General features: G+C 51.2%; 21 protein-coding genes and 1 tRNA gene. 11 read left to right on the forward strand and 11 right to left on the reverse strand.

What is annotated here, in order from left to right:
• Nucleotides 1-183: 183 nt before the first annotated feature.
• The 7 genes from ABSB80_RS05230 to ABSB80_RS05260 form a co-directional block, all read right to left on the reverse strand.
• Entirely contained in the window at nucleotides 184-924 is a 741-nt protein-coding gene (locus tag ABSB80_RS05230) for a hypothetical protein (RefSeq protein WP_428368877.1), read from the reverse strand.
• 1,192 nt (nucleotides 925-2,116) lie between these two features.
• A complete protein-coding gene (locus ABSB80_RS05235; protein ID WP_428368879.1) occupies nucleotides 2,117-2,626 on the reverse strand; it encodes a hypothetical protein in 510 nt (169 codons plus the stop codon).
• 141 nt (nucleotides 2,627-2,767) lie between these two features.
• The gene (locus tag ABSB80_RS05240) at nucleotides 2,768-3,046 is read right to left on the reverse strand and encodes a hypothetical protein (protein ID WP_428368881.1); all 279 of its coding nucleotides are present in this window, start codon (nucleotides 3,044-3,046) and stop codon (nucleotides 2,768-2,770) included.
• A gap of 146 nt (nucleotides 3,047-3,192) precedes the next feature.
• Nucleotides 3,193-3,951, reverse strand: a complete 759-nt coding sequence (locus ABSB80_RS05245; RefSeq protein WP_428368883.1) for a 50S ribosomal protein L16 — start codon at nucleotides 3,949-3,951, stop codon at nucleotides 3,193-3,195.
• A 121-nt stretch (nucleotides 3,952-4,072) separates the two neighbouring features.
• On the reverse strand, nucleotides 4,073-4,834 hold the full coding sequence (locus tag ABSB80_RS05250; RefSeq protein ID WP_428368885.1) for an ABC transporter ATP-binding protein: 762 nt from the start codon (nucleotides 4,832-4,834) through the stop codon (nucleotides 4,073-4,075).
• Nucleotides 4,831-5,598: an ABC transporter permease gene (locus tag ABSB80_RS05255; RefSeq protein WP_428368886.1), complete on the reverse strand. Its 768-nt coding sequence runs from the start codon at nucleotides 5,596-5,598 to the stop codon at nucleotides 4,831-4,833. The genes ABSB80_RS05250 and ABSB80_RS05255 overlap by 4 nt, the downstream gene beginning before the upstream one ends.
• 31 nt (nucleotides 5,599-5,629) lie before the next feature.
• Entirely contained in the window at nucleotides 5,630-6,883 is a 1,254-nt protein-coding gene (locus tag ABSB80_RS05260) for an ABC transporter substrate-binding protein (RefSeq protein ID WP_428368887.1), read from the reverse strand.
• Nucleotides 6,884-7,288: 405 nt separating this feature from the next.
• Between ABSB80_RS05260 and argH the strand changes: the two genes are divergently transcribed.
• The 11 genes from argH to ABSB80_RS05315 all read left to right on the forward strand — a co-directional run bounded on the left by argH (nucleotide 7,289) and on the right by ABSB80_RS05315 (nucleotide 18,027).
• The gene (gene argH, locus ABSB80_RS05265) at nucleotides 7,289-8,770 is read left to right on the forward strand and encodes an argininosuccinate lyase (RefSeq protein ID WP_428368888.1); all 1,482 of its coding nucleotides are present in this window, start codon (nucleotides 7,289-7,291) and stop codon (nucleotides 8,768-8,770) included.
• Nucleotides 8,767-10,005: a Glu-tRNA(Gln) amidotransferase subunit GatD gene (gene gatD / locus ABSB80_RS05270; protein ID WP_428369190.1), complete on the forward strand. Its 1,239-nt coding sequence runs from the start codon at nucleotides 8,767-8,769 to the stop codon at nucleotides 10,003-10,005. The genes argH and gatD overlap by 4 nt, the downstream gene beginning before the upstream one ends.
• Nucleotides 9,995-11,845 carry a Glu-tRNA(Gln) amidotransferase subunit GatE gene (gene gatE, locus ABSB80_RS05275; RefSeq protein ID WP_428368889.1) on the forward strand — a complete coding sequence of 617 codons (1,851 nt, stop codon included), beginning with the start codon at nucleotides 9,995-9,997 and terminating at the stop codon, nucleotides 11,843-11,845. The genes gatD and gatE overlap by 11 nt, the downstream gene beginning before the upstream one ends.
• Nucleotides 11,846-12,041: 196 nt before the next feature.
• The gene (locus ABSB80_RS05280; protein ID WP_428368890.1) at nucleotides 12,042-12,368 is read left to right on the forward strand and encodes a DUF5350 domain-containing protein; all 327 of its coding nucleotides are present in this window, start codon (nucleotides 12,042-12,044) and stop codon (nucleotides 12,366-12,368) included.
• Nucleotides 12,369-12,506: 138 nt separating this feature from the next.
• On the forward strand, nucleotides 12,507-12,863 hold the full coding sequence (locus ABSB80_RS05285; RefSeq protein WP_428368891.1) for a hypothetical protein: 357 nt from the start codon (nucleotides 12,507-12,509) through the stop codon (nucleotides 12,861-12,863).
• The gene (locus ABSB80_RS05290; RefSeq protein ID WP_428368892.1) at nucleotides 12,850-13,377 is read left to right on the forward strand and encodes a nitroreductase family protein; all 528 of its coding nucleotides are present in this window, start codon (nucleotides 12,850-12,852) and stop codon (nucleotides 13,375-13,377) included. The genes ABSB80_RS05285 and ABSB80_RS05290 overlap by 14 nt, the downstream gene beginning before the upstream one ends.
• A gap of 10 nt (nucleotides 13,378-13,387) precedes the next feature.
• Nucleotides 13,388-13,726: a DUF555 domain-containing protein gene (locus ABSB80_RS05295; protein WP_428369191.1), complete on the forward strand. Its 339-nt coding sequence runs from the start codon at nucleotides 13,388-13,390 to the stop codon at nucleotides 13,724-13,726.
• On the forward strand, nucleotides 13,723-14,628 hold the full coding sequence (locus tag ABSB80_RS05300; protein ID WP_428368894.1) for a carbohydrate kinase family protein: 906 nt from the start codon (nucleotides 13,723-13,725) through the stop codon (nucleotides 14,626-14,628). Before ABSB80_RS05295 ends, ABSB80_RS05300 begins: the two co-directional genes overlap by 4 nt.
• On the forward strand, nucleotides 14,625-15,281 hold the full coding sequence (locus tag ABSB80_RS05305) for a diphthine--ammonia ligase (protein WP_428368895.1): 657 nt from the start codon (nucleotides 14,625-14,627) through the stop codon (nucleotides 15,279-15,281). Before ABSB80_RS05300 ends, ABSB80_RS05305 begins: the two co-directional genes overlap by 4 nt.
• Nucleotides 15,281-17,089: a DUF2070 family protein gene (locus tag ABSB80_RS05310; protein ID WP_428368896.1), complete on the forward strand. Its 1,809-nt coding sequence runs from the start codon at nucleotides 15,281-15,283 to the stop codon at nucleotides 17,087-17,089. The genes ABSB80_RS05305 and ABSB80_RS05310 overlap by 1 nt, the downstream gene beginning before the upstream one ends.
• A gap of 215 nt (nucleotides 17,090-17,304) precedes the next feature.
• On the forward strand, nucleotides 17,305-18,027 hold the full coding sequence (locus ABSB80_RS05315; RefSeq protein ID WP_428368897.1) for a zinc ribbon domain-containing protein: 723 nt from the start codon (nucleotides 17,305-17,307) through the stop codon (nucleotides 18,025-18,027).
• Nucleotides 18,028-18,353: 326 nt separating this feature from the next.
• Here ABSB80_RS05315 and ABSB80_RS05320 read toward each other — a convergent pair.
• From ABSB80_RS05320 to ABSB80_RS05335, 4 genes are all read right to left on the reverse strand, one after another.
• Nucleotides 18,354-18,426 (reverse strand) — tRNA-Gln (locus ABSB80_RS05320).
• A 214-nt stretch (nucleotides 18,427-18,640) separates the two neighbouring features.
• Nucleotides 18,641-19,096 carry a hypothetical protein gene (locus tag ABSB80_RS05325; RefSeq protein WP_428368898.1) on the reverse strand — a complete coding sequence of 152 codons (456 nt, stop codon included), beginning with the start codon at nucleotides 19,094-19,096 and terminating at the stop codon, nucleotides 18,641-18,643.
• A gap of 1,668 nt (nucleotides 19,097-20,764) precedes the next feature.
• Nucleotides 20,765-21,685: a site-specific tyrosine recombinase/integron integrase gene (gene xerA, locus ABSB80_RS05330; RefSeq protein WP_428368900.1), complete on the reverse strand. Its 921-nt coding sequence runs from the start codon at nucleotides 21,683-21,685 to the stop codon at nucleotides 20,765-20,767.
• A gap of 772 nt (nucleotides 21,686-22,457) precedes the next feature.
• A complete protein-coding gene (locus tag ABSB80_RS05335) occupies nucleotides 22,458-22,748 on the reverse strand; it encodes a hypothetical protein (protein WP_428368902.1) in 291 nt (96 codons plus the stop codon).
• Between the last annotated feature and the right edge of the window lie 1,117 nt (nucleotides 22,749-23,865).

Here is a 23,865-nt window from a genome sequence, read left to right on the forward strand (position 1 = left end):
AATCAAACTGTCAAATAACATTGCTGTGACTTATTCTATATGAGCCAAGGTATTGCCATAATCCATTATCGATATGTAGTCCCCAGCGTGATATTCAAGCATCGCTTTCCACGGTGTCTGTAATGCAATTACATCCCCAAAGTCAGGGACTGGAAGTGTAGTGAAGTATTTGGCTGAAATTTTTTAATACAATCTTCCATTTTTCCAGAAAAAAGGCTTGTCTATTGGTCTTTCATATTTGGCAAAAACACTTTCATAAAGTGCAGGATATTTGGCCTCACTCAATGGTATATTGAACATGAAACCTTCTGGTTCCTCGTCACCTTCGGGATCTTCTTCCAGACCAATGACTATGTAAACAGGAATTCGGTATTGTGCTGCAAATTCTTGATAGCGTTTTAATTGGGCGGGATATGACCATTCCAATTGTCCCTTGTGATTCAGTTTTGTTCGAAATTTGCATTCGACAGCAAATGCTTCTTTGGTAGGAGCATATTCAAAGATAAAATCCGGGTTTTTACTACTCTCAACATATCTATCCGCGTTTGTTTTGAATGAATGTGTTTTCTCTAGAATTTTGAAATATTTCTTTGAAAAGAGACTTTCAACATGGTCCTCAAATCGTTTACCAACTATTTCAGGATCATTCGATGTATGGTAGTCTATTTTGTTGAATACTTCCCCAATTTTGCCGAAAAATCCCATAAATCTCCAATGATTAATAACCAACCGTTTGGCTATATTTTTTATTGATATACAATATAGAGAAATCATCATCCCCCCACAACAAAGAACTGCCTGCCTGTTGCGGCAGTTCGGCTTGTGGGGGTTGGGGAGCGTCACCATCCTAATCATGAGGTTAAACGGATTTCTCTCTGATTGGTTGATTGCTACTCTACCTTTTTCCGGATGTACAGGAATCATTCGATTTGGCACGGTCCTGCCAATAAAAAATAATTCCCACATCCGCACCTGGCAATTTAGAAAAATTCCCGGGTCCGGATCTGGCAATAAATAATAATTGCCGGATCGGTTGGCGGGAATTTTAGAAAATTGCTGATCTCCGGAAAAGAATTTGTTGCGATTTCCTACGTGCAATACCTTCGAAGCCTGATGGTTTCTCTGCTTCGTGGTTGGAGAGGGTTGTCAAAACCTCGACGAGGAGAATCGGAGAGGTTTCCGGTAAACCTCGACGAAGAGAAGTGAGACTTAAGGCCGAACTTCGAAGGAAGGCAGCAGCCGACCTTCGACTTACTGGAAAACCACTCAACTCTCAAAGTTTTCATCTTCCCGGATCATTCATCGCGGATGCGACGACTGATTCCTGCCGGGTTTTGCACTACGCACATACCTGATCGAGGCGCTGTCCGGATCCGGATCCTCGCCAGGTGACCCAGCCGGGCAATCACGAGCGGATTCTGAAAATTTCCCGGAGAAATCGGTGGCGCTATTTTCCCTCAGGGATCGGTTTTCGACCGATGGCCGGGGAGTAAACAGGCAAAAAAACCGTATCCCTCCATCCGGATGCCCTCCGGCAACGGACCGGGAACGCCGGCGGGCAGTTTTTCAGCATTTTCGGGAAAAAACCTGTTTTTTCCAACCCCTTACAGGACCCCCTTTTAATTTCGGCCGTAATGGCACTCCGGGCCGTGCCGGGTTCCCGGACAGCCTGCAAGACTGCCGGTTTTTCGCGGTCCGTACAAGGCCGCTAAATTGCACGGTTTTTTCACTTTTAAAATCGTGCTTTTGCCAGAATACCTGTTTATACGAAGAATTTTGTCGGGCGTTGGCACCACTTCCACTGGAAATTTCCGGAGCCGGATCCTGCCTGGGAACTCTCCGTCGGAAAATGGACCATGGGAGACTTACCGTCCGGCAGGATGCCCCCCTGATAAAGGTGGGGCGATCCTGTTTCGGGGACACCTCACCGGGCATGCAGGTTCGTGTACCCGTCCGGCTCTCAACACCCAGGTTCGCCAACCGCAAGCTCGCGGACAAGAATCTTTTTGAAAAATTCCCAGATCCGTAGGTGACAATAAAAAATAATTGCCGGGTCTGGATGCGGCCAAAAACCCGGGCCTGACATAAAAATCTGCAAAAAAGTTTTAAGAAAATATTACTTCTTCCTGCCCTTTGCCGGGGCTGCTCCCTTCACCGGCTCGTGAATCCCGACTCGGCTCCTTTTATCCAGGTAAGTACCGGAGCTGCTTGCAATGCACGGGACCTCCTCAGGGGTAGCATGATAGCGCAGGGATGCATTTTCTGTACGCCGCCCTCGTTCCTTGCGGTGTGAAGAATGAACCGGTTTGTCGTCATTTTTTTGTATTCCAGCGAAATTGTCGGGTCCGACCATCGCTTCGATCAGGGAGTTGTCGAAGTCCTCAAGGCGTTTTACCAGCGGAGACTGTTCGTTGATGGAATAAAGCCAGGTACGTCCCTCTTTCCGGATCTTCACCATGCCCCTGTCCGAAAATTTCTTCATCGCTTTTGATATGGACTGCCGGGTGAGCCTGACTTCGTCAGTCAGATCGGCCATGTCAAATTCGATGCCGTACATCGGCAGCAGGAACTGCATGAGCCGGGTCTCGCAGGTGTCGCCGAATAAACCCTCGAATGGTTGTTTCATGGTAATCACATCTTCCTTATCCGGAGTATGCCGTATTCATCCGGGTCGGCACCGGGTACCACCCGGAGGATTCTCGTCACCATCCTGTTGGTAAGCATGGTATAAAAGAATTGTTAAAAAAAATTAACAGAATCAGTACCGTCAATCAAGATGGCGGATCCTGCCCCCTCCAAGAGGAGTGACATTCAGGCCGTGGTTTTTCAGGACGGAATACACTTTCCCAAGGTCAGCGATGTAATATTTGGGATCGTCTTTTTTGACAGTCGCAATGTATGCCCTGTTCTTCAGGTTCGCGATGGCTTCATCGAAGTCCTGCTTGTATTTCTTCCGAAGAATTTTTTTGAGTTTCTCACTATGGTATCCGGCGCTGATTTTGAAATTTTTGTTACGGTAGAGGATATATAAAATCTGTATTTCCATGTCGGTCAATTCGCATGGCATGATCAATAATATGTTTCTTAATTATATAATTGAGTTGAGATTTCAGAAACAGCCATTTCCGGATTAAATACGATATCCATTTGCCAGAAACGGGTAAAAAAATGTGAGAGAGAAAGAAAAAATTATTACTTCTTGCCGCCCTTTGCGTGGGCCGGGCCTTTCTTCTCTTCGGCCTTGGCGGGTGCTGCTGCTTCCTTGCCACCCTTTGCTGCCGGTGCTGCTCCCTTGGCCGCTTCCCTGCCGCCTTTTGCGCCGCCCTTTGCAGCCTCTGCTCCCTTCACGGGCTCGGCTGCGGCTGCTGCCGCCTCTTCGGTAACAACCGGCGGTGCAACAACCTTCTCACCGACAAGCTTCGGTGCCGCAACAATCTTGCCGCTGACCTTGATCGTGCTGAGCTTGAGATGCGAGGGGGTCGGGAGCTTGTGGCCGCCATGGCGGAGGGCGTCCTTGATCTTCTCGAGGTACTGCGGGGTCGAGTAAACCGTCATGATCTTCTGGCCGGGTTCGACCCGTGCGGCAGTACCGACCGCCTTGCCGAACGCAAGACGCATGCCTTCAGAGACTCGGTCTGCACCGGCCCCGGTCGCCTGTTTGTTCTCGCGCAGGACATGGTGGGGGAAGATACGGACCTTGAAGTGGAAGTTCGACCTGCCGACTTCCTTGAGCAGGCGGCGGTTCACCGTGATGCGGGCAGCTTCCAGTGCACTGTGCCGGATCTGGCACGCCTCTTCAACGATCAGGTCGACTTCGGTCGGGAACTCCTGCGAGAGATTGCCCATTTCGAACTGTACGATCTTGCTCCCCGGAACACCGCCCATGTATTCGCGCCGCGTATAGGCTTTCTTCGAGATGTTCCTGTACATCTTTGCCGGTTTTCTTACCATCGCGTCCTACTCCTGTGGTATGTTGTCAAAAGCGGGCATAATCGTCCGGAAATGAACGGACAGCCATGCCGGTACGCTCCACAAACTGCTTTTATAAAATGGAGATGGGGCGTATTAAACCTTACTGGACTGTTCCCGACTCCTCGTTGATCATGTCGAGAAGGTGGCGGCGGATCTGGACGAACTGCTCGCCGGTCCGCTCACGGGGTCTTTCCCCGGGAACGGTGACGATCTCCCGGATGGTTCCGGGGCGGCGGGTCAGCACAACGATACGGTCAGCGAGAAATACCGCTTCGTCGACGCTGTGCGTGACGAACAGGATCGTCTTCTTCGTCTTCTGCCAGATCTGCAGTAACTCGTGCTGCATCCGGTTCCGGGTCTGGGCGTCGAGCGCCCCGAAGGGTTCATCCATCAGGAGGATCGAGGGATCGAGGGCAAGCGCCCGTGCAACGGCTACCCGCTGCCGCATGCCCCCGGACAATTCGTAGGGGAAACTCCGCTCGAAACCTTTGAGTCCCACGAGCTCGATGTACTTTTCTGCGTTCTCTTCCCGCTCTGCCTTTTTCATCCCCTTAAGTTCAAGCCCGAGCGTGACGTTGTCCTGGACGTTCCGCCAGGGGTACAACGAATATTCCTGGAAGATCATGGCCATCAGGGGGCTCGGTTTTGTTATTGCCGTGCCATTGAGGGAGATTGTTCCCGAGGTCGCAGATTCGAGCCCGGCAATGATGCGGAGGATCGTCGTCTTCCCGCACCCGGACGGGCCGAGGATGCAGATGAATTCCTGGTCCCGGATCTCAAGGGAGATGCGCGAGAGCGCCTCGATCGTCTCACCTTTTTCCGTGGTAAATATCCGGGAGACTTCCCTCAGGGAGAGTGTCATCGGTCAAGCCCCCTCCAGCTGAAAAGGCGTCTCTCTACGATCTTGAAGAGCTGGTCTGCCGCGAGCCCGATCAGCCCGATGGTTATCATCCCGGCAATGATCACGTTCATCTGTCCCTGGTTGTACGCGTACATGATCAGGTACCCAAGGCCGGACGTCGGCCCGGGGAGGATCTCCGCTGCGACCACGCACATCCACGCGATCCCGAACCCGACGCGGAGCCCCGTCCAGATGGTCGGGGCGGCACCGGGCACGACGATCTTGGAGAGCACCTGCCGTTCGCTCGCTCCCAGCGTTGTTCCTACTTCGATCCAGGTCTTCTTCACTCCACGGACGCCGTCGATCGTGTTGAGCAGGATAGGGAAGACCGAGCCGATGAAGATGATGAACACGATCGAGGCGATGCCCAGTTTGAACCAGGCGAGCGCGAGGGGGACCCAGGCAAGGGGGGGGACGGGCCTGAGCATCTCGATGGTCGTATCGAAGAGATCGTTGATCCGGGAAGATCTGCCCATGCCGATGCCAAGCGGGATAGCCACAGCAGCGGCGATGCCAAACCCGATGATCACCCGCTCGATACTGACGAGGGCATTGTCAACGAGGCTTCCCGTCCCGAGCGTATAATCCGTGCTGAAAGGGTTGAGCAGTACCGGGATGACCGACTCGACCCTCGGGAGGTAAAAAGGGTTGTTGATGATGATCGCCACTGCTTCCCACCCGATGAGGAGGAGGAGGGGCAATACAAGGCCGAGGCGTCGCGTCATCGTTCTCTATGATAATGACCCGCTGTCCTGATTAAATTTTTACTTCGGTTGTTGCAAATCCGCTGTCCTTCAGGGCATAGCGGAGCATGACGTCCTGGATCGAGCCCTTGCCGGGAGCAGCGATGACGAGCGGTTTGCCGGCGTCCGATCGCTGCTTTGCCCAGGCGATGAAGCTCTGCCAGTCCTGGACAGGTGCCCCCCTGGTCACGACAAGGCCGGAACCGAGGTTATCGATCGGGTAGGTGATCTTGATCGGTATACCCTGGTCGATTGCGGCGATAGCCGGAGGCGCACCGACATAGGACATCTGGATCCCATTGGTAGCCGCAAGCTGCATCAGGGCAGGGCCGGCCGAAGCGGACACGAGGTGAACTTCAGCGACTTTCTGGCCGTTCACGATGAGGTCTGCCACATCGGGTTTGGCCTTGGTGGGATCCTGGGGTTTGAGTTCGATACCATAGGTGTCGTTGAAGTACTGGTAGTTCTTGACCGCGACAAAGAGAGCGGAGTGATCCACTGCCATCAGGTAACCGACCGTGACCGGCGCTTTCACGACGGGCGGTGTAGGTACGTTCTTTGTTGCGATGATGGTCTCCGCACTCTGGTACGGGCTGAAGTTGTAGAGCAGTGATTCCTTGTCTCCGGCCGTGCCATTCTTTAAGTATCCGTTGATAGAGCCGAGGTCGATCTGTGCCTGGACAAAGTCATTCATGCTGCTCTTCCATGCATCTGAGGGTTCATTGGTGAACCTGATGGTAGGGAGGGAGTTATTGACCGCGGTGACCGACGAGACGCTCACGTTGCCGTAGGTGAAATTCTGCTTGCCTGCAAGCCAGTCGGCGACGATCTCTGCCGATTCCCGGGGGTGATCGGTGATGTACTGGCTCGATGCGAGGTTGAGGGCACTGAACGCATTCACGAAATCCGGGTTACTATCATAGAAGTCCTGGCGGACAACGAAGACGTTCTGGGGGTGATCGCTCCACTTTCCCGCAGGCGGGAGATCCTTTGAATAGGAAGCAACCTGTCCGACCCCGCTCTCCACGCCGGCCTCAACGACCGGCTGCCAGGAGATGTAGCCATCGACCTGGCTGGTGGCGAGGAGGCCCGGCATCGGTCCGACGCCCTGCGTGTAGAGAATCCCTACCGTTCCTGAAGATGCCGCTGTCGATGCCGGACCCGGGGTCGTGCCTGCCGGTGTCGCCGCAGGCTGGGTGCAGCCGGCGGTAAACAGTACGAGGGCAAAGACGATGAATGCCAATATCGTAATCCTCATTGCTTTCATGGTGGGAGAGTTGTTTTATCAATAATAAAAAAGTGACCAATACGAATTCTTTTCCTCTCCATTTGTGATAATTTATCATAAAAAAATGGACAAAAAGACAGCCAGTGAGATAAAATTGTTCACAATATGGTAAATTTCTAGCATTATTTCGGACAATCGGGAAAAATTTCTTGATTGACCCGGACGTATCTGACCGAGGGTACAATCTCACCCAACCGACCGCCTCGTGCGCGCTGCTCTCATCTCAGGCGGGGATTTTGTTTCCTCAGGCGGGGATTTTGTTTCACCCCTCACCGGTTATCCTGCGCAGATCCAGCCGGCAGGCGATAGAACCGGCCGCACGCAAGGCGTGGCTTTAATCAACTGACAGCCAATAGGTAAAGATAAACCCGGATGGTGAAACGGATGCGAAGCGACGTTGTGAGGCTGGGGCGCCTTTCCGGTGAGAGGACGGAAGGGATGATGCAGTTCCTCTCCTCGATGCGTGCAGACCGGTATATAGCCAAAGCGGATATCCTCGTGGATATTGCCCACGTTCTGATGCTGGACGGGCAGAAGATCAATGATCGTGCCACGACACGCCAGCTCCTTCCTGCATTACTCAGATTCCATGACGCAGGTATACCGGAAGAGGTGTTCGATGAGCGGTTCGAGGATGTGCATGCAGGGATCGAATCGCTCCTGATCGAATCGCTGGGGGTTGAGGCAGGAGGGCGGATGCACATGGGGCGGTCACGGAACGATGAGGTTGTGACCTGCATCAGGATCCGACTGCGCGAAGATCTGATCGCACAGATGGCCGCGGTACTGAAAGTCCGGGAAGTGCTCCTGACTCTCGCGGAGAACCATATGGAGAGCGCAATGCCCGGGTTCACCCACCTGCAGCATGCCCAGCCCACCACCCTTGCCCACCACCTCCTTGCGTACGAACAGGCATTCTCCCGCGACTTTGACCGGTTGAACGAGGCATACGCACGGGTCAACCAGTCCCCCCTTGGCGCAGCCGCGTTCGCATCCACCGGCTATCCCATAGACCGCGAATTCACCGCTGCACTTCTGGGCTTCGATGGCCTTGTCACCAACACTATGGACGCCGTGGCTACCCGCGACTTTGCGCTTGAAACCCTCGCAGACCTCACCATCCTGATGGCCAATACCAGCAGGCTCTGCGAAGAACTAATCCTCTGGAGCACCTCGTTTGTGAAGTTCGTGACCTTTGATGACGCTTTTTGCTCCACTTCATCTATCATGCCCCAGAAGAAGAACCCTGACACCGCCGAGATCATGCGGGCAAAATCCGGATCGGTCTTCGGGGCATTCAGCGGGGCACTGGTAACGGTCAAGGGCCTGCCGATGAGTTACAACCGCGATCTCCAGGAACTCACGCCGAACCTCTGGCGCGGGATGGAGGATACTGGTGAGAGCCTGCGGCTCCTTGCCGAGATGCTCGCCAGCGCATCGTTCGATACAGAACGGATGAGGGAGGAGGCAGGGAAAGGGTTCTCAACGGCAACCGAACTCGCCGATTCCCTTGTGAGGTCCTTTGGTCTCCCCTTCCGCACGGCCCATAACATCGTCGGCAGGGCAGTCCAGAAAGGGGATCTCTCCCTTGCCACGCTCGAAAAAGCCGCAGGAGAGGTCGGCGGAGGAATCTCGCTTGCAGGAAAAGGCCTTACACAGCAGGATATTGACAGGATGCTCAATGTAAAATATTCTCTTGAGCTCCGGAAGGCTCCTGGCGGGCCGGCACCGGAAGCAGTGAGCGCTGCACTTGCTGATCGGAGGAAACAGCATCACCGTGATGCAGAATCAGTCAGCAAAAAACAGGTAAAACTCGCAACCGCAGAAGAGCACCTCATAGCTGAAGCGCGGAGGCTGGTAGCATAACAGCACGGTTAGTTTCCGGGGATCTCGTCCGGTGTGATCATGGCGGGATGAGCAGGAACGGCATTTACATCACCGAACGGGACGGCATGGCGGTAGTCAAGCTGGATTCAGGCTACAACATCGGGGTTATTCCGGGATCCTGTACGGTCATCGGGCACCCGGAACCTGCGCCAGGAAGGAATCTTGACGTGGTCCAGGACAGCAAGCTCCCCAACCTTTCCATTGTTTCTACCGGTGGGACCATTGCAAGCAGGATCGATTACCGGACCGGATCGGTCACCAGCCAGTTCAATGCGAGCGATATCCTGCTCGCCATCCCCGAACTTGCGGAGATAGCAAATTACCGGACCATCCCCCTCGCTACGATCCTTTCCGAGAACATGACTCCGGCAATATGGCAGGACCTTGCCCGGACAGTGCATGACGAGATCCGTGGCGGCGCTCAGGGCATCATCGTCACCCACGGCACAGACACCATGGCATATAGTGCCGCTGCGCTCAGTTTCATGATCGATACCCCGGTACCGATCGTATTTGTCGGTTCCCAGCGCTCCGCGGACAGGCCGTCCAGCGACAACGCGATGAACGCGGTCTGCGCTGCCGCGGCGGCAACGAGCGATCTTGGGGAAGTCGCGGTTGTGATGCATGCGACGACCAGCGATGATGTCTGCTCCATCCACCGGGGCACCCGGGTCCGGAAGATGCACACCTCGAGAAGGGACGCCTTCCGGAGCCTGGGTATTTCACCCATTGGGGGGATTGAATTCCCCTCCAGGAAAGTGACGCTGGGACCTGCTGCCGTACGACGGGGTACGAATTCCCTCGCACTCCGGGACAAAATGGAGCCGCACTGCGCCCTTGTCCAGTTCTACCCGGGGATGTTCCCGGATGTCCTGAAGGCGTACGAAGGATACGAGGGCCTCGTTATCTCCGGGACAGGCCTGGGTCATGTCAGCACAGCGCTCATCCCGGGTCTCGCCCGACTCATCCACGAGGGGACCATGGTCGTCATGACCTCCCAGTGCATGAACGGCAGGGTGTGCGACCGGGTCTATGATACCGGCCGCGATCTGCTGGCCGCAGGGGTCATTGAAGCCGGGGATACCCTCCCGGAAGCGGCGCTGGTGAAGCTTATGTGGGTGCTTGGGAACGAGAACAACCGGGAGAAAGCTGCAGCCCTCATGCAGAGGGATCTCAGAGGGGAATGCATGCGGAGGAGCGCCTATGGATTATAAGACCATCGGTCTCGTTGCCGGTATCGAGATCCACCAGCAGCTGGATACCGCAGAGAAGTTATTCTGCCACTGCCCGACCACCCTCCGGGAGATCCCGGAACATACCGGAGAGTTCTTCCGCTACCTCCGGGCAACGGTCAGCGAGATGGGAGGGATCGATCGCGCGGCGCTGGAAGAGATGAAGCACCACCGCAAATTCCAGTACTACACCTACGACACGACCTGCCTTGTCGAGAACGATGAGGAACCCCCGGCGCCGATCAATGACGAAGCGCTTACTATCTGCCTGACGATCGGCAAGATGTTCGGGATGACTCCGGTCCCGCAGGTGCATACCATGCGCAAGCTCGTGATCGACGGGTCGAACACCAGCGGGTTCCAGCGCACGGCACTTGTGGCATTCAACGGTGTGCTCCCGGACGGGGGCCGGATAGAGACGATCTGTCTCGAGGAGGAAGCGGCGCAGCGGGTGAAAGACGAGGTCTTCTCGCTCGACCGGCTCGGAATCCCTCTGGTGGAGATCACGACCTCGCCGTGCATGCATACACCGGACGAGGTACAGAAGGTCGCCGAGTATATCGGCATGGTACTCCGTTCTACCGGCAACGTGAAACGCGGCCTGGGTACCATCCGGCAGGATGTGAACATCTCAATCGCCAATGGTGCACGGGTCGAGATCAAAGGGGTGCAGGAGCTCGATCTCATAGCCGAAGTTGTCAGGCGCGAGGTGCAGCGGCAGCAGAACCTCCTGGAGATACGCGACGAGCTCCGTTCCAGGGGGGCTTCCGTTTCACGCGATACGGACGTCACCGATCTCTTCAGGGATACCAGATCGGCGGTGCTGAAAAAAGCAAAAAAGATCCGTGCGCTTACCCTGAAGGGGTTTGCAGGTCTCGTGGGCCGGGAGATCCAGCCGGAGCGCCGTCTGGGTAGCGAGATGTCAGATTATGCGAAGAAGTGCGGGGTCGGGGGTATATTCCATACGGACGAACTCCCGGCGTACGGGGTTACCGCGGAAGAAGTAGCTAGGCTGCGCTCGCATATCGGTGCCGGGGATGATGACTGCGTAATCCTCGTCTCAGGAGCAAACGAAAAACAAGCCATGTGCGCGATCGCGCAGATCGTCATGCGGGCCCGGATCGCGTTCTCGGACAAACCGGTACCGGAGGAGACGCGCAAGATGCTCGAGAGCGGGAGCACTGCCTACATGCGCCCGCTGCCGGGGGCCGAACGCATGTACCCGGAGACGGACGTACTGCCGGTACTCATCGATGATCCCCGGTGGGCCTCGATCACCGTACCCGAACTCCTGTCAGCAAAGGCACAGCGCTATGCACAGAAGTATGCGATCGAAAAGAACTATGCAGTTCAGCTAGTATCATCGGACAAATTCCCCTTGTTTGAACGCGCGGTACGCGAGGGGATAAAACCCAAGCTCGCAGTGTTCACTATCCTGTCGACCTCGACAGAGCTCAGGCGGGAAGGAGTCGCGATACACGCTGTACCGGATGATGCATATCTTTCCATCTGGCACGCTGTCGAACAGGGGCGGGCTGCAAAAGAAGCGGTTCCCGATCTCCTCCGCGGCGTCGCTTCGGGCAGCACCGTGGATGCTGCACTTTCCAGGCTCGCCCCCTCTATATCGCGTGACGATCTCGAATCGATTGTACGAAAGATCATCGCCGATCGCCCGGACTTTGTCGCCGAAAAAGGTAAAGCCGCGCTCGGCCCCCTCATGGGTGTGGTCATGGCGGAAGTACGGGGATCCGTTGACGGAAAAGTGGTGAGCGAGATCCTGAGACGGGAGATCGACCGGGCCCTTGCCGCGAAGCCGGGGTAAAGCCAACGGGAAACTGGGTGGGGGGTTCCATGCCTCCTGCCCAACATCATCTCCTGCGATGTCTCAAAATGAAAGAACCCAAGGCTGGTGTTGTTCACCGGGGTGTTGTTTACAACCCGTACTCCACAAGAGATACCGTGGGAACCTGCCCTAACATTTATGAGTGGTGCGGCAGAATTAGATAAGGAGTTTAATTATGGGCAAAACAGGTACAACCCTCTGGGCGCAGGTAAAAGGTGTCAAAGGACAGATCCGTCTCGTCCCCAAAAAGGAGGGAGAGGCGAAGACCCCCGGTCCCAACCAGCGGTTCAAAGCCGGTGCAAATGTCAAGCAGATTGACCAGGCCGCAGAAGCGATGGGCGGACGGGGTGGACGCGGCGGACGTCGTGGCGGGGGCAGGCGTGGCGGGGACCGCTCGGGTGGATCCGGTATGAACGAATCGACAGCAAACCCGATGATCCGCAGACGCATGCGCCGCGCAAAAGTCTCAGCACTCGGCGCCAAGGCGAAGTCATCGCGGTAAGTACCAAAACGCGTCCGGGCCCGGGATGGGTTGAGAGGTTCAATGAACCTCTTTAGTTTTTCACACTGCGGTGTGTTTTGTTTTTCAGAAATAATGCGTCAGGGATAACTATCTTTTATCCCAACAACTATGGTGAGTATGGATCTTCCAACCGCAGTAAAAAGTTACCAGTTCGGAGAACGGGCAAAGTCGGAACTGATCATTGCATCCCAGCTCTGCCTCGCACTTACGGGATTTGCCGAGCAGGAGCGCGCCGGAGGACGCCGCATACTTCTCATGATGATGGAGTCGATACGGAATGAGATCCAGTTTGCGGCAAAGAGCACCGGCAGGCCGGAGTTCCAGAAAGCGATCAATTCCCTGAACGAAGCCATTTCCCTTGCAGAAAGCAACCAGCCGGAACAGGCTTCCCAGAAGATTGCTGCCGCGATCAGCGCATCCACCACCCCGGCACAGGAAGCATGGCAGGTACTCTCGGAACATGGACTCCTCTGATTTTCTCGGGTTCCTGACAAGGCGATCATCGGTCCGCGAGTACGACGGCAGACCGCTGACTGACGAAGAGATCACGAACATCCTGAAATGCGCCAGTACTGCACCAAGTGCCGGCAACCTCGAGGCATGGGATGTCATTGTTGTCAACGGGGAGGACACCCGCCTTGCGCTTGCCGAAGTCGCTTACGGACAACAGCACCTGGAGCAGGCCCCGGTAATCTTTGTGGTCTGCTCCAACTATGTCCGCTCGATGTCGCGATACGGCGAACGGGGGATCCTCTATGCACTGGAAGACGCCACAATTGCCTGTACCTACATGATGCTTGCAGCCCATGCGATGGATATCCACTCCTGCTGGACGGGTGCTTTTGATGATGACGGAGTACGGGAAGTCCTCGATCTCCCCCAGCATATCCGACCCATCGCTCTGCTCGCGCTCGGGAGGGGCAATCCCCCGGCACACCTGACCGGGCGCATGGAAGTCGGGGAGCATGTCCACCGGGAAACATGGTGATGGTGAGAAGATGCCGGATTACGTAGTAACCCTGGAGTCTGCATGGATCGTTCGCGATGTCAAATCCCTTGATGACGCGATCGGGATCGCTGTAAGTGAAGCCGGAAAACGCCTCAACCCGGCCGCAAAGTACGTGGAAGTCGATGCCGGGTTCCTCACCTGTCCTTATTGCGAGGAGACGCTCTCGAGCGCTATCGTGGTGGCAGATACCGCGCTCGTGGGTCTTGTCCTTGAGATGAAAGTGTTCCGGGCTGAATCAGAAGAGCATGCCGGTCGGATCGCCAAATCGGTTATCGGCAAAGCACTGCGGGACGTCCCCCTCAAACTTGTGGATGTGCAGGAACAATGATCCATATCGTCGGGCATACTGCCATCGATCATATCTCCCGGGTGCCCCACCTCCCGGAAAAGAACTGTTCAACACACATTACCGACAGGCAGATCTATTTTGGCGGCGGCGCTGCAAACATTGCGGCAGGGATCGCGATGCTGGGCGAACAGGTGACCCTGCATTCCTGTACCGGAGGGGATTTTGCCGGTGGGGATTATGACCACTGGATGAACAAGCTCGGGATCCACCAGCAGTTCTTCAGGGTCCCCGATGCACATACGCCGACGGCGTTCATGTTCACGGACGATCACGGCGACCAGATGACCTTCTTTGAATGGGGAGCATCCAGGGCGTTCGCAACCTCGGAAGCCCCGTCCCTCCCGTTCGTGCACATGGCAACGGCGGATCCGGAGTTCAACTGTAGGGTCGCGGAGAGAAGCGAGTTCGCATCGTTCGATCCCGGGCAGGATGTCTTCTGGTACACAAAGGAGCAGCTCGGATCGATCATAGCATATACTGACATCCTCTTTGCCAACCAGCATGAGGCAAAACAGATGTGCACAACGCTGGGGATTACAAGGGAGGCACTCATCGGCCAGGTTGATATGGCGATATTCACCATGAGCGGGGACGGAAGTACGCTCTATTCCGGCGGAAACGAGCAGTTCATTCCGGCTGTTCCGGTCACGCTTTCCGATCCGACCGGTGCCGGCGACTCATACCGTGCCGGGTTCCTTTCGGCATTCGTAAAGGGTCATGACCCGTTGACCTGCTGTAAGGTCGGCACGGTAACCGCATCCTATATCGTGGAACATGTTGGCTGCCAGACACACCTGCCTGACTGGGATGCAATGCTTTCACGCTACCGGCAGCATTTTGGCACCATAAGCGTCCTGGAACAGAGGAGACCGTTCCCATGATCTGGGCCGCACTCACTTCCGGGGGAAAGGACTCGGTACTGTCGTGCCAGAAAGCAATTGACAGCGGGAAAAACGTGCGGTACCTGGTCACCGCACGCCCGAAGAACCGGGATTCCTATATGTTCCATTCCGCAAACCTCGATGTTGTTCCGGTCATCGCCCGGGTCTCAGGAATGGAGTATGTTGAGATAGAAACGCAGGGCAGAAAGGAAGAAGAGCTTGCTGACCTTGAAGAGGGGCTCGGCTCGCTGGACATTGAAGGCGTAATCGCAGGTGCTGTCGCTTCGGAATACCAGGCGGAGCGTGTGAAGGCGATCACGGATCGCCTCGGTCTGGAGCTCTTCACCCCGCTCTGGCACATGAATACTGAACTCCTGCTGCGGGAAGTTGCGGTGAGGATGGATGCAAGGATAATCGTCACGGCGGCAGAGGGACTCGACGCGAGTTATCTTGGAGCCCGTATCGATGAGAACCTGATCCAGCGGCTCAAGCGCGTTGCCGCAACCCGCCGTATTAACCTCGCAGGAGAGGGCGGCGAGTATGAGAGTATCACGCTCAACGCCCCGTTTTACTCGCGCCCGGTAACATACTCTGCAGCAGCGATACATTCGACACCCGACCGCCATGAACTGGTCCTTGGAGGATTTGCCTAATGGCCCAGGGCGGTGATGTGAAACTCGGGCAGCTCACCCGGTACATTTTCACTGCCCCGAACTGGAAGCAGTCCCTTGTACTCATCGTTCTCCTTGGCCTGATCATCGACGGGGCAAATGCCCGGGCATGGCTGAACCTCCCTGTTTCCGGTAATGTGGCATTTACCCTGCCGGCGGTCCTGAGCAATTACCTGGCATTACCGGAAAAATTCCTGTTCTCCGGGACCATTGCCTTCACGATCCCCGCGATCGCCGCACTTGCACTAACAAAACCAATGATCGAGGCCAGCGGGAAAACCATGACCTGGAACCGTTCCGGGCTTCTGGCGCTCTCCTGCACGGTCTTCGGGGTCATCATAACCCTCGCGGCTCTGGCATTCTCGGTGAAACTGATCCCCCTTTTTTACGCGATCTCCCTGGGTTTTATCTTTGGGCTCAGGTTGTTTGTGCTGGTCGCTATTGCGGACTACCGGATCCCGCGGATGATCCTGCCTGCACTCACCCAGAGCGGGGTCGGCATTCTTGCCGGCATGCTCCTCTTCTCGCCGTACTTCGGCATCTTTGCCCTGGTGCTTCATATCGTCTTCGGGCTCGGTTTTGCAATCCTGATCTGGATGATAGAACGCCCGCTCCAGAGGGCATTTAAAATCCGGGGGCTTGCATTCGTCAACGCGTTCATCGCCCACATGACCGATGGTTCGAAAGGGATGGAGGATTTCTTCCGTGAAATAGGGGAAGAGATTTTTGTGCCCCAGGTGAGCTTTTTCTTCCGGAGGGATACGCGTAAACCACTCATCTTCACGGTCCCGAACCTGCATCCCGGGCCCATGGGGGAGATCGGTGGCGGCAATCTCCCCAAGATCCTGCACGACAGTTTTGATGACGAGACCCTTGTCGCGCACGGCTGCGCAACCCATGATTTCAACCTCGTTTCCGAATCCGAGAGCAACAAGGTTATCGATGCACTCAATAAATCCCGCCGGGATCTCGTATACTCAGCCGGGGCAGGAAAGTCGGGCCGTCTCTCGATTGGATCGGTACAGCTTCTCTACCAGAGATTCGGGGATTCGGTCCTTCTCGTCACTACCCGGTCGCCCCTGAAGACCGAGGATCTGGATTTTTCGATCGGGTCCACGATCATGGCGGAAGGACACCGCTGGTTCCCCCAGGTCGCGGTGGTTGATGCGCATAACTGCATGACTGACCTCTCATCCCCCGTCCTTCTCGCGACACTGACAGCAACGGAATACCAGCGTGCATCTGTCGATGCCATGGAGGTCTGCCGGACCACTCCGCTCCTGCCATTCCGCGCAGGGGTTTCCCACCTGACCCTGCCCTACAGCAGGGAGCAGGGGTTCGGGGATCTTGGAATCCAGGTCATGATCATCGATGTGGAAGGACAGCGCACTGCATACGTCCTGATTGACGGGAACAATATGGCGGCCGGGGTACGGGAAGCCCTCCTTGGACAAGTCCTTACGCTCGTCGATCATGCTGAAGTGATGACCACCGATTCCCATGTCGTGAACACCATCACCGGAAAGAACCCGGTTGGTATGCATGTCCCTGTTTCTGATCTTATTCCCTATGTCATGCAGGCGGTCCGGGCGGCGATTGATGATCTTGCACCTGCGGAATCTGCTGCCAGCACGGCGCATTGCGAACATATCGTTGTCTTCGGTTCCAACCGGATTTCCCAGCTGGCAAGCACGGTGAATGCAATGCTGGTATTCGTTGCCCCCCTTTCGCTCGCCATGCTGCTCCTGGCATTCCTCCTCTCCCTCGTCGCCTATGCAGTAATGGGATAGGTGCCGCCAGTTTTCTAGAAGAATCTGCACGATTCGTTATCCCTTTTTTAATCCGGGTTATTTTGACCAGAAGATATATTCGTAGTCAGGTGTGTATTCTCATGTAGCAGGGGATGATCAGACACCGGGACGCGCTCACCAGTTCAGGCATTTCGTACAGCGGTTGAATTATCACGAGAGGAAAGGTGATCAGATTTCATCAAGCCACACTCTTCATGACCCGCTGGATCGGTGTTGATTTGAACACGACCGGCCATGTGGCCGTCGCTGCCGACCCATACAGCGGGAAAGTAATGAAACTGGGGAAAAATATCCACTATGTCCACAGCCATTCTTTGAAAAACTGCACGAAATTCTACAAGGAAGGCAAACTCTGGAAACTTAAAAAATTCAAAAGTCGCGAACGGAAAAGATTCAAGTCAGCCCTTCATGCCATCTGCAGACAGATCGTTTCCTTTGCGGAATCGCTCGGTTCCGGTATAAAATTCGAGAGACTCTTCTCGGCACGCTACTCGAATCAAAAAAATATCTCCGATCCGTTCATGTTCTCTTTTGAAAATGGATCGTTCTTCTCGCTCCAACGCCAGGTTGAGAAACGGGCGAAAGAAAGAGGCATTCCGGTAATCTACATCAATCCGGAATATACATCGAAACGCTGCAGCCGCTGCGGGCTTTTCGGGCGGAGGATGCGCAAGCGTTTTGAATGCCCGCACTGCGGGTTCGTGGCACATGCAGATGTGAATGCAGCATTCAACATTGCTACCACATCCCTGCGAAATGCAATCCTGGACCGTACTTCCATAAGGGAAAAAGAAGGCTTCTGCCTTTCGAAAAAAGAGATGCGGAGACTGGCGCGGGTCCAGGCCGATCCGGTTTTTTCTGCGACCGGGATCATGGATAGTTCCTGCTGTGATAATCTCCTTGCTATCCTGGAATAAACCCGCATTTTTTTATTCGGATTACCCGGAATATCCAGGAATTAAAAACAGGGAAGAAGATGAGATACATTTCCGTCGAATAGAGTGTTCCGCTTGGAAAAATGAAGAGGTAAGGATAGTTCTGTTTCAGATATTTCATATCTCCCTACCCAGCCGTTGAAATAGTTGCATCGGTCCAATAAAGGACACTGTGAGGAGAAAAATTTTCGAGAGGCATCAGCCCGGGATCCCAGCTCACAGAATATAAGAGCAGATGTCATGAATTCCCGATGGTGACGGCATGAATAGTAACAATATGGCTATGATAACAATCAGGAACAAAAAAATACCCCCGACCAGATTCGAACTGGTGTCGCCGGATCCAAAGTCCTGCATGATTGACCGCTACACTACGGGGGTTCAGGTTCAAAAGTTTGTCACTCCAGCGTTCTTCCGATACCCGGAGCCATAATTCATTTGCATTTGGTAACTATAAGAATACCTTTCACCGCCATATAACGGGAGACGAATTGTCCAGGATTAGAATTTGCGGACAGTGTCTTACAATAAATAATATTTTTGACATTATTTTGATTATTTCCGGTTTGTACGCTCATCAGCTGCACACTTCGGGTCAGGATCCAATCATTATATCACTGGGTCTTTCCGTACCCGGTTTCTTTGCGTGTTCTTTTTGTTCGGGCTGTCGTATCTCCACAGGTTTCTGGGTATGCTCCTCCGGTTTCTGGATCTGTTTTGGCAGACGCGCAAGGATTTCCCTGCTCACCTTGAGCTGTTCTTTCATCACTGTGGACAGTTCAGCCAGTATTTTGTTTTGTGCTGATACAAGATTTTCAAATTCATGTGCCGATCTTTCTGTTGATTCGGAAGACTGCGTTTCTGCCTGCTGCTTTTTTAAAAATTCGCTGCGGCGTTTCCAGATCTTGCTGATACTGTCAATACCTTTTTTCCGGTTTGGAAACATCTCCCGGTACTTTTCGTAAAATTCATGACTGTCATTGCACTGGAGGACAAGGGAAATTTCCGCATCATCAGTTTTTTCATATTTTCGTTTCTGGATCTTTGCCATATGCATCCCTGCACTATGTCAACAGACAGGGAAAAAAGTATTGCGGTTGCATACAAATCCATTTTGGGATTGGAAACCCTGTTCCGGTAGGAGTTCCGGAGTGATATTTTCAGAGGGTTTGATATTTTACCTCGTAGTCGGATGAAAATAAAGCTACGTATTTTTCAAAGAGATCATGAAATCTCTTGATATACAATAATAAATTGAATTAACAAAAAATTCATCAGTATTCTCCAATAAATTCGAATAAAAAAATCGAATTTTTTAGTTTTCGAATTGACATTCACAGGACAATTATATCGAAAATAATAGATTTTCAGGTTTTTCCAAAAAATTGGAAAATCCTATTTTTTGATTTTCAAAGATAAAACTGAATTTGAAAAGAATTATATTTGCCTCTATCCGGTATGGTGAATTGGAATAATTTTGGATCATTGGATTTGATACAAACTTCAGATGAGATATTGAGATATCCAAAAAATTTTATTATAATAGTATCGTAGTTTGATTGGAAAAAATGGAATATTTAAACTCGATAAAATTTTAAGGAGACAGTTATTAATTCTAAAAGATTGGAAATCCAATTGGTCACTATAGATTGGTGAAATCTGGAATAATTTCATTGTCAAAAATTTACCAACGAAAATTTGACAATACGAACATTTGATAATAGAATTTTTATTCGAAAGAATAGAAAAATTTGAAATTTTATTCAATTTTTCAAGCAATTCTTAAAAATGGAATTATTGGAATGCATAATCCACAATCCGGCAATCTAGAAAAATTCAGATAATCAGATTTGATTGCTATTGATGAAACAAACGAAATTACAAATATTTGGAAATACTTTTTTATGACGGGAATATCGGAATTTTGAATTTTTCAATCGACAATTATGTTTGATCAGAGGAGATGTTCTCTGATAGGTGAGATCCTGATAAAACAGATTCTCCGGTGAATTTTTCCTTATTGCATTGAAAACTGATGTAATGCAATCTAGACTTGTCAGAGACGTGCTATTTCCGGATTTTTTTCAAATTCTTATGTTTTTATCAAATTCTTATGATTTTCTGGTAAAATAGAATGAGTGAAAAATTCTTTAAAAATTTAGATCGACAGCGTTTTTCATTCTGCTTATACAAAGCGGTTCATCTGTTCCGAAGTAATTTTAAGATATAGCATCATACGGTTTATAATAAAATAATTGGTACCGATTAATTGGAAACTACGACGAGAAATAGCGTAAATATCAAAATCTCTCAATAAATGATCAAAACAGGATCTATCATACTATTGGAGCAATTAATAAGTAAGAAAACCATGGGGGCGGATTGCTTAAAATGTATACAAAGTGGGGCTCTGTCGAAATCATTGGCTTTCATTATAGACGCTCGTGGGGGAGACTGCTGTTCCCGAAGGGAAGAGCAGGCTTGAGAAGAACCCGAAGGGTTCTTCGATTTTAGAAGAGGTTCATCAGTACCTCGAGAATAAGAAGAACTCGTCAGAGTTCTTCGACGTGAGAGAGGGTCACTCTCATAACCGTTGAAAAATGTAAGCGAATCACGCAAGATAATAGGATTTCTACAGAGCCCAAAGAGGATCACTTAAAATCTCTATCAGATCATCCGTTCGGAAAAATCACCCAGAATACGGCACGATCACCCTTTTTTATGCCTTTTCATTCGAACCGAACAAAGGGAAATATTGCTGATATACCTGCCGTCTCTCATCGATATCAGTATGCAGATAGATCTCTGTAGTCTTGATAGAAGTATGCCCCAAGTTTTCCTGAACTACCCTGAGATTCTTCGAACGTTTATAGAGTTCACTTGCATAGCTGTGTCGGATTTTGTGGGGAGTGATCCCTGAAGGAGCATAATGCTTGAATATATGCTGGATGGCACGGGAGGAGATATGTTTTCCCTGTTGCCCGATAAAAAGGGGTCCGGCAAGACGGTTTCCAATGAATTTGAGAATCTCTGCCAGGGTATCGTCATCGACAAAAACGATGCGCATTTTGTCTCCTTTTCCGCGTATGCGGATGGTGTGTTCATCGAAGTCAATATCCTCAATATTCATATTGCAGAGCTCTGATACCCGTACTCCCGTAGCATAAATGGTCCTCACAATGAGTTTATCACGGGGATCCTCTATTGATTCGATCAGGCGTAATACCTGGTTATGTTTCAGGTACTTGATCTCCTGCTGTTTAATCCGTGGCCGATCAATCCCTGTCAGGGGGTTTGATGTAACTGCGCCCTGGGTATAAAGGAACCGGTAGAACGAACTGAGTGTCGAGATAATACGATGGAAGGTCTTTGGCTTATAGGTCCGCATCGAGGATACAAACGAGAGAAAATCATTGACCATTACGGGAGTTACATCCACATCGGTATCAAGCCGGGCTTTTTCAAAATCTTTCCAGTATATTACCAGTTTTGACACTTCGGTGTGCCGACGCAACCAGACGTAATATGCGAAATGCTTGATGACCTGCTCGTAACTGTCAAGTGTGCGGGCTGAGTAGTTTCGCATCCGGAGGTAATTCCGGTAGCTTTTGAGCCACTCCGAAAAATACCCGCTTTCCATGCTCTATTCTATCTTATCTCAAATAAATAAAGGTTTGCGCAGAATAGACATTCTACGCAAAGTCGAATTTTCGATCCGGACTCGGAGATTTGGTATTCACTCGTTCGCAAATTTAGCACGGTTCGCATTTCTGCATCAAGGCCGCACAGAACAAGCCTCGGTAGCTAGCCGAGGGCAACAGAACGGTTTGCAAGCCGGTCTGTGCGTCCTATGCAGTAAACTTGTGCTATTCCTTTGATAAAACTCGGAAGATAATGAAGATTGTACTTAAAATTCATTTGAAAAAATATTTATGCCAGGTTAGAAATGGTTGGTTATGCCTTACAATCCTTATTTTGGATTTAAAATGTTAATGGATGAATTTTTTAATTTAATTCCATTATAAGATGGAACTTTTAGAAATTGGGATTGTTATTCTTTGGATACTAATAATCTATATTCTATGGAAAAAATGGAAATCAAATTCTTAATCGGCTTTCTTTTCATTTCACTAGTATTCTACAATTGGGTTAGTTTATTTTAAAAAATGATACAATTGGATGAATATCCAAATCTTCAAAAGGGGCTTTCTTTTCGTTTGACCTCTACTTAGACCCATCAAGAGGCAAAAATGCCAATAGAATCAATCTATGAGAGATTCCCGTCAGGAATTATATCAACCAATTAATATTAACTACAAACGCTGCCATCGCAAATAATACGGCTAATATTGTATAATGACGTGAACTGGCGTTAATCTCCAAATTCTTTTTATCAAGTTTCTCTCTTCGAGTTAATTCCTCAAGGGGTTTTTCTCCTCTGACAATTTCCTCCCCTCTAAATTGTCAATCTTTTCCTCAATTCGGATTAGCCTAGTTTTAATATCCCCATTATTGGAAAATAAAAACGAAAAACCGAGGGCCATAATAAATAATCCAATAGCTATTTTGAGATTGCCAAGAACCGACAAATCGGGATAAACTGACAAAGCCCCAGAAACTACAAGGATATAACCAATTCCTATTATTATATAATTGATGGGAATTTTATATTTATTTAACCATTTGATATCTCGATCACGCATAAATCCCTCAGACGATATATCACATTAAAGATTTTTCGATAGAAATTCCATTAACCAAATAAGGTTAATTTTTAATGGATATCGGTTCCTGCAGAGAATATTATTATCGTTGTTGGGTTAATCCCGCGATCGTTCCACTAGAAATGAATGCAAAAATCTGGTCCCGCTACTGCAGGGAGGCCAGGGGCCAGGCAGCCTGACAAACGAGGACCTCTTTCACGCCTGACAAAAAAATCAGTTTTTGAAAGAAAAATGATCACGTTCCCAATGGAAATCCTACTTTAAAACAAGATTCCATTCTTTATCCGAATTTTTGATTTAAGAAAATTCATTCAACAAATTATAGGCTTTTTTTCAGATGATCAATTTCTTCAATTCGAAGTTTTCAAAATTTTCAAATCCATCATTTGTCATCGTGTTTTGCTTTTTCTAAATTTATCAATTTATTTTCTACGTCGTTGAGTTTCCCCATTTCCAGATTTTCCAATCCTGTATAGTCCCGCAGCTCAATACCAGCAACTAGGTCCAGGATATCCCGCGTATGGTCCTGCCGTTCAGCCTATAAGATTGTGCATATAGATGCTCCTTGTTGCAAATGGAACGGCTGGACCATCCTATTTGTAGAATTCCTCCAAGTGGAAACGATCAAACATGGTGTTGTCGTATAAGAACGGAGGCTAAAATGAGTCCCGTTTCAAAATCTTTTGGTTTCTTGATCCGAAATAAACTGCCGGCTGCTATACACAAATGCTGCTGAATCCGCTGCAGAACCCTGCTGAGGAATCCCACGATCGTGGGCTCGACCGCCCACATTACAGAGCTCTCAAAATAGGCCTTCTTTGATCGGGGAATACTCCTGTTTCATTCAGTACCATGAAACCGACAACAGGCACTTAATGTGAGGCTCGCAAAATAAACTTGAGAAGGGGATGAAGGCGCACGAGACCCTCCCAGCTGCATGACCGTCATTTCCTGGCGTAATGTTTGAAACCATGATGATCGCTGACTATCTTCCCCGGGGCAACTTCCAGGGATCATCAGCCCATTTACACATCCATTCGAGCCTCATCAACGTCCTGACAGGATGAGAAATTCAAAATGCTACAAAAGAACAACG

Source organism: Methanoregula sp. (assembly GCF_050010295.1).
Classification (GTDB): domain Archaea; phylum Halobacteriota; class Methanomicrobia; order Methanomicrobiales; family Methanospirillaceae; genus Methanoregula.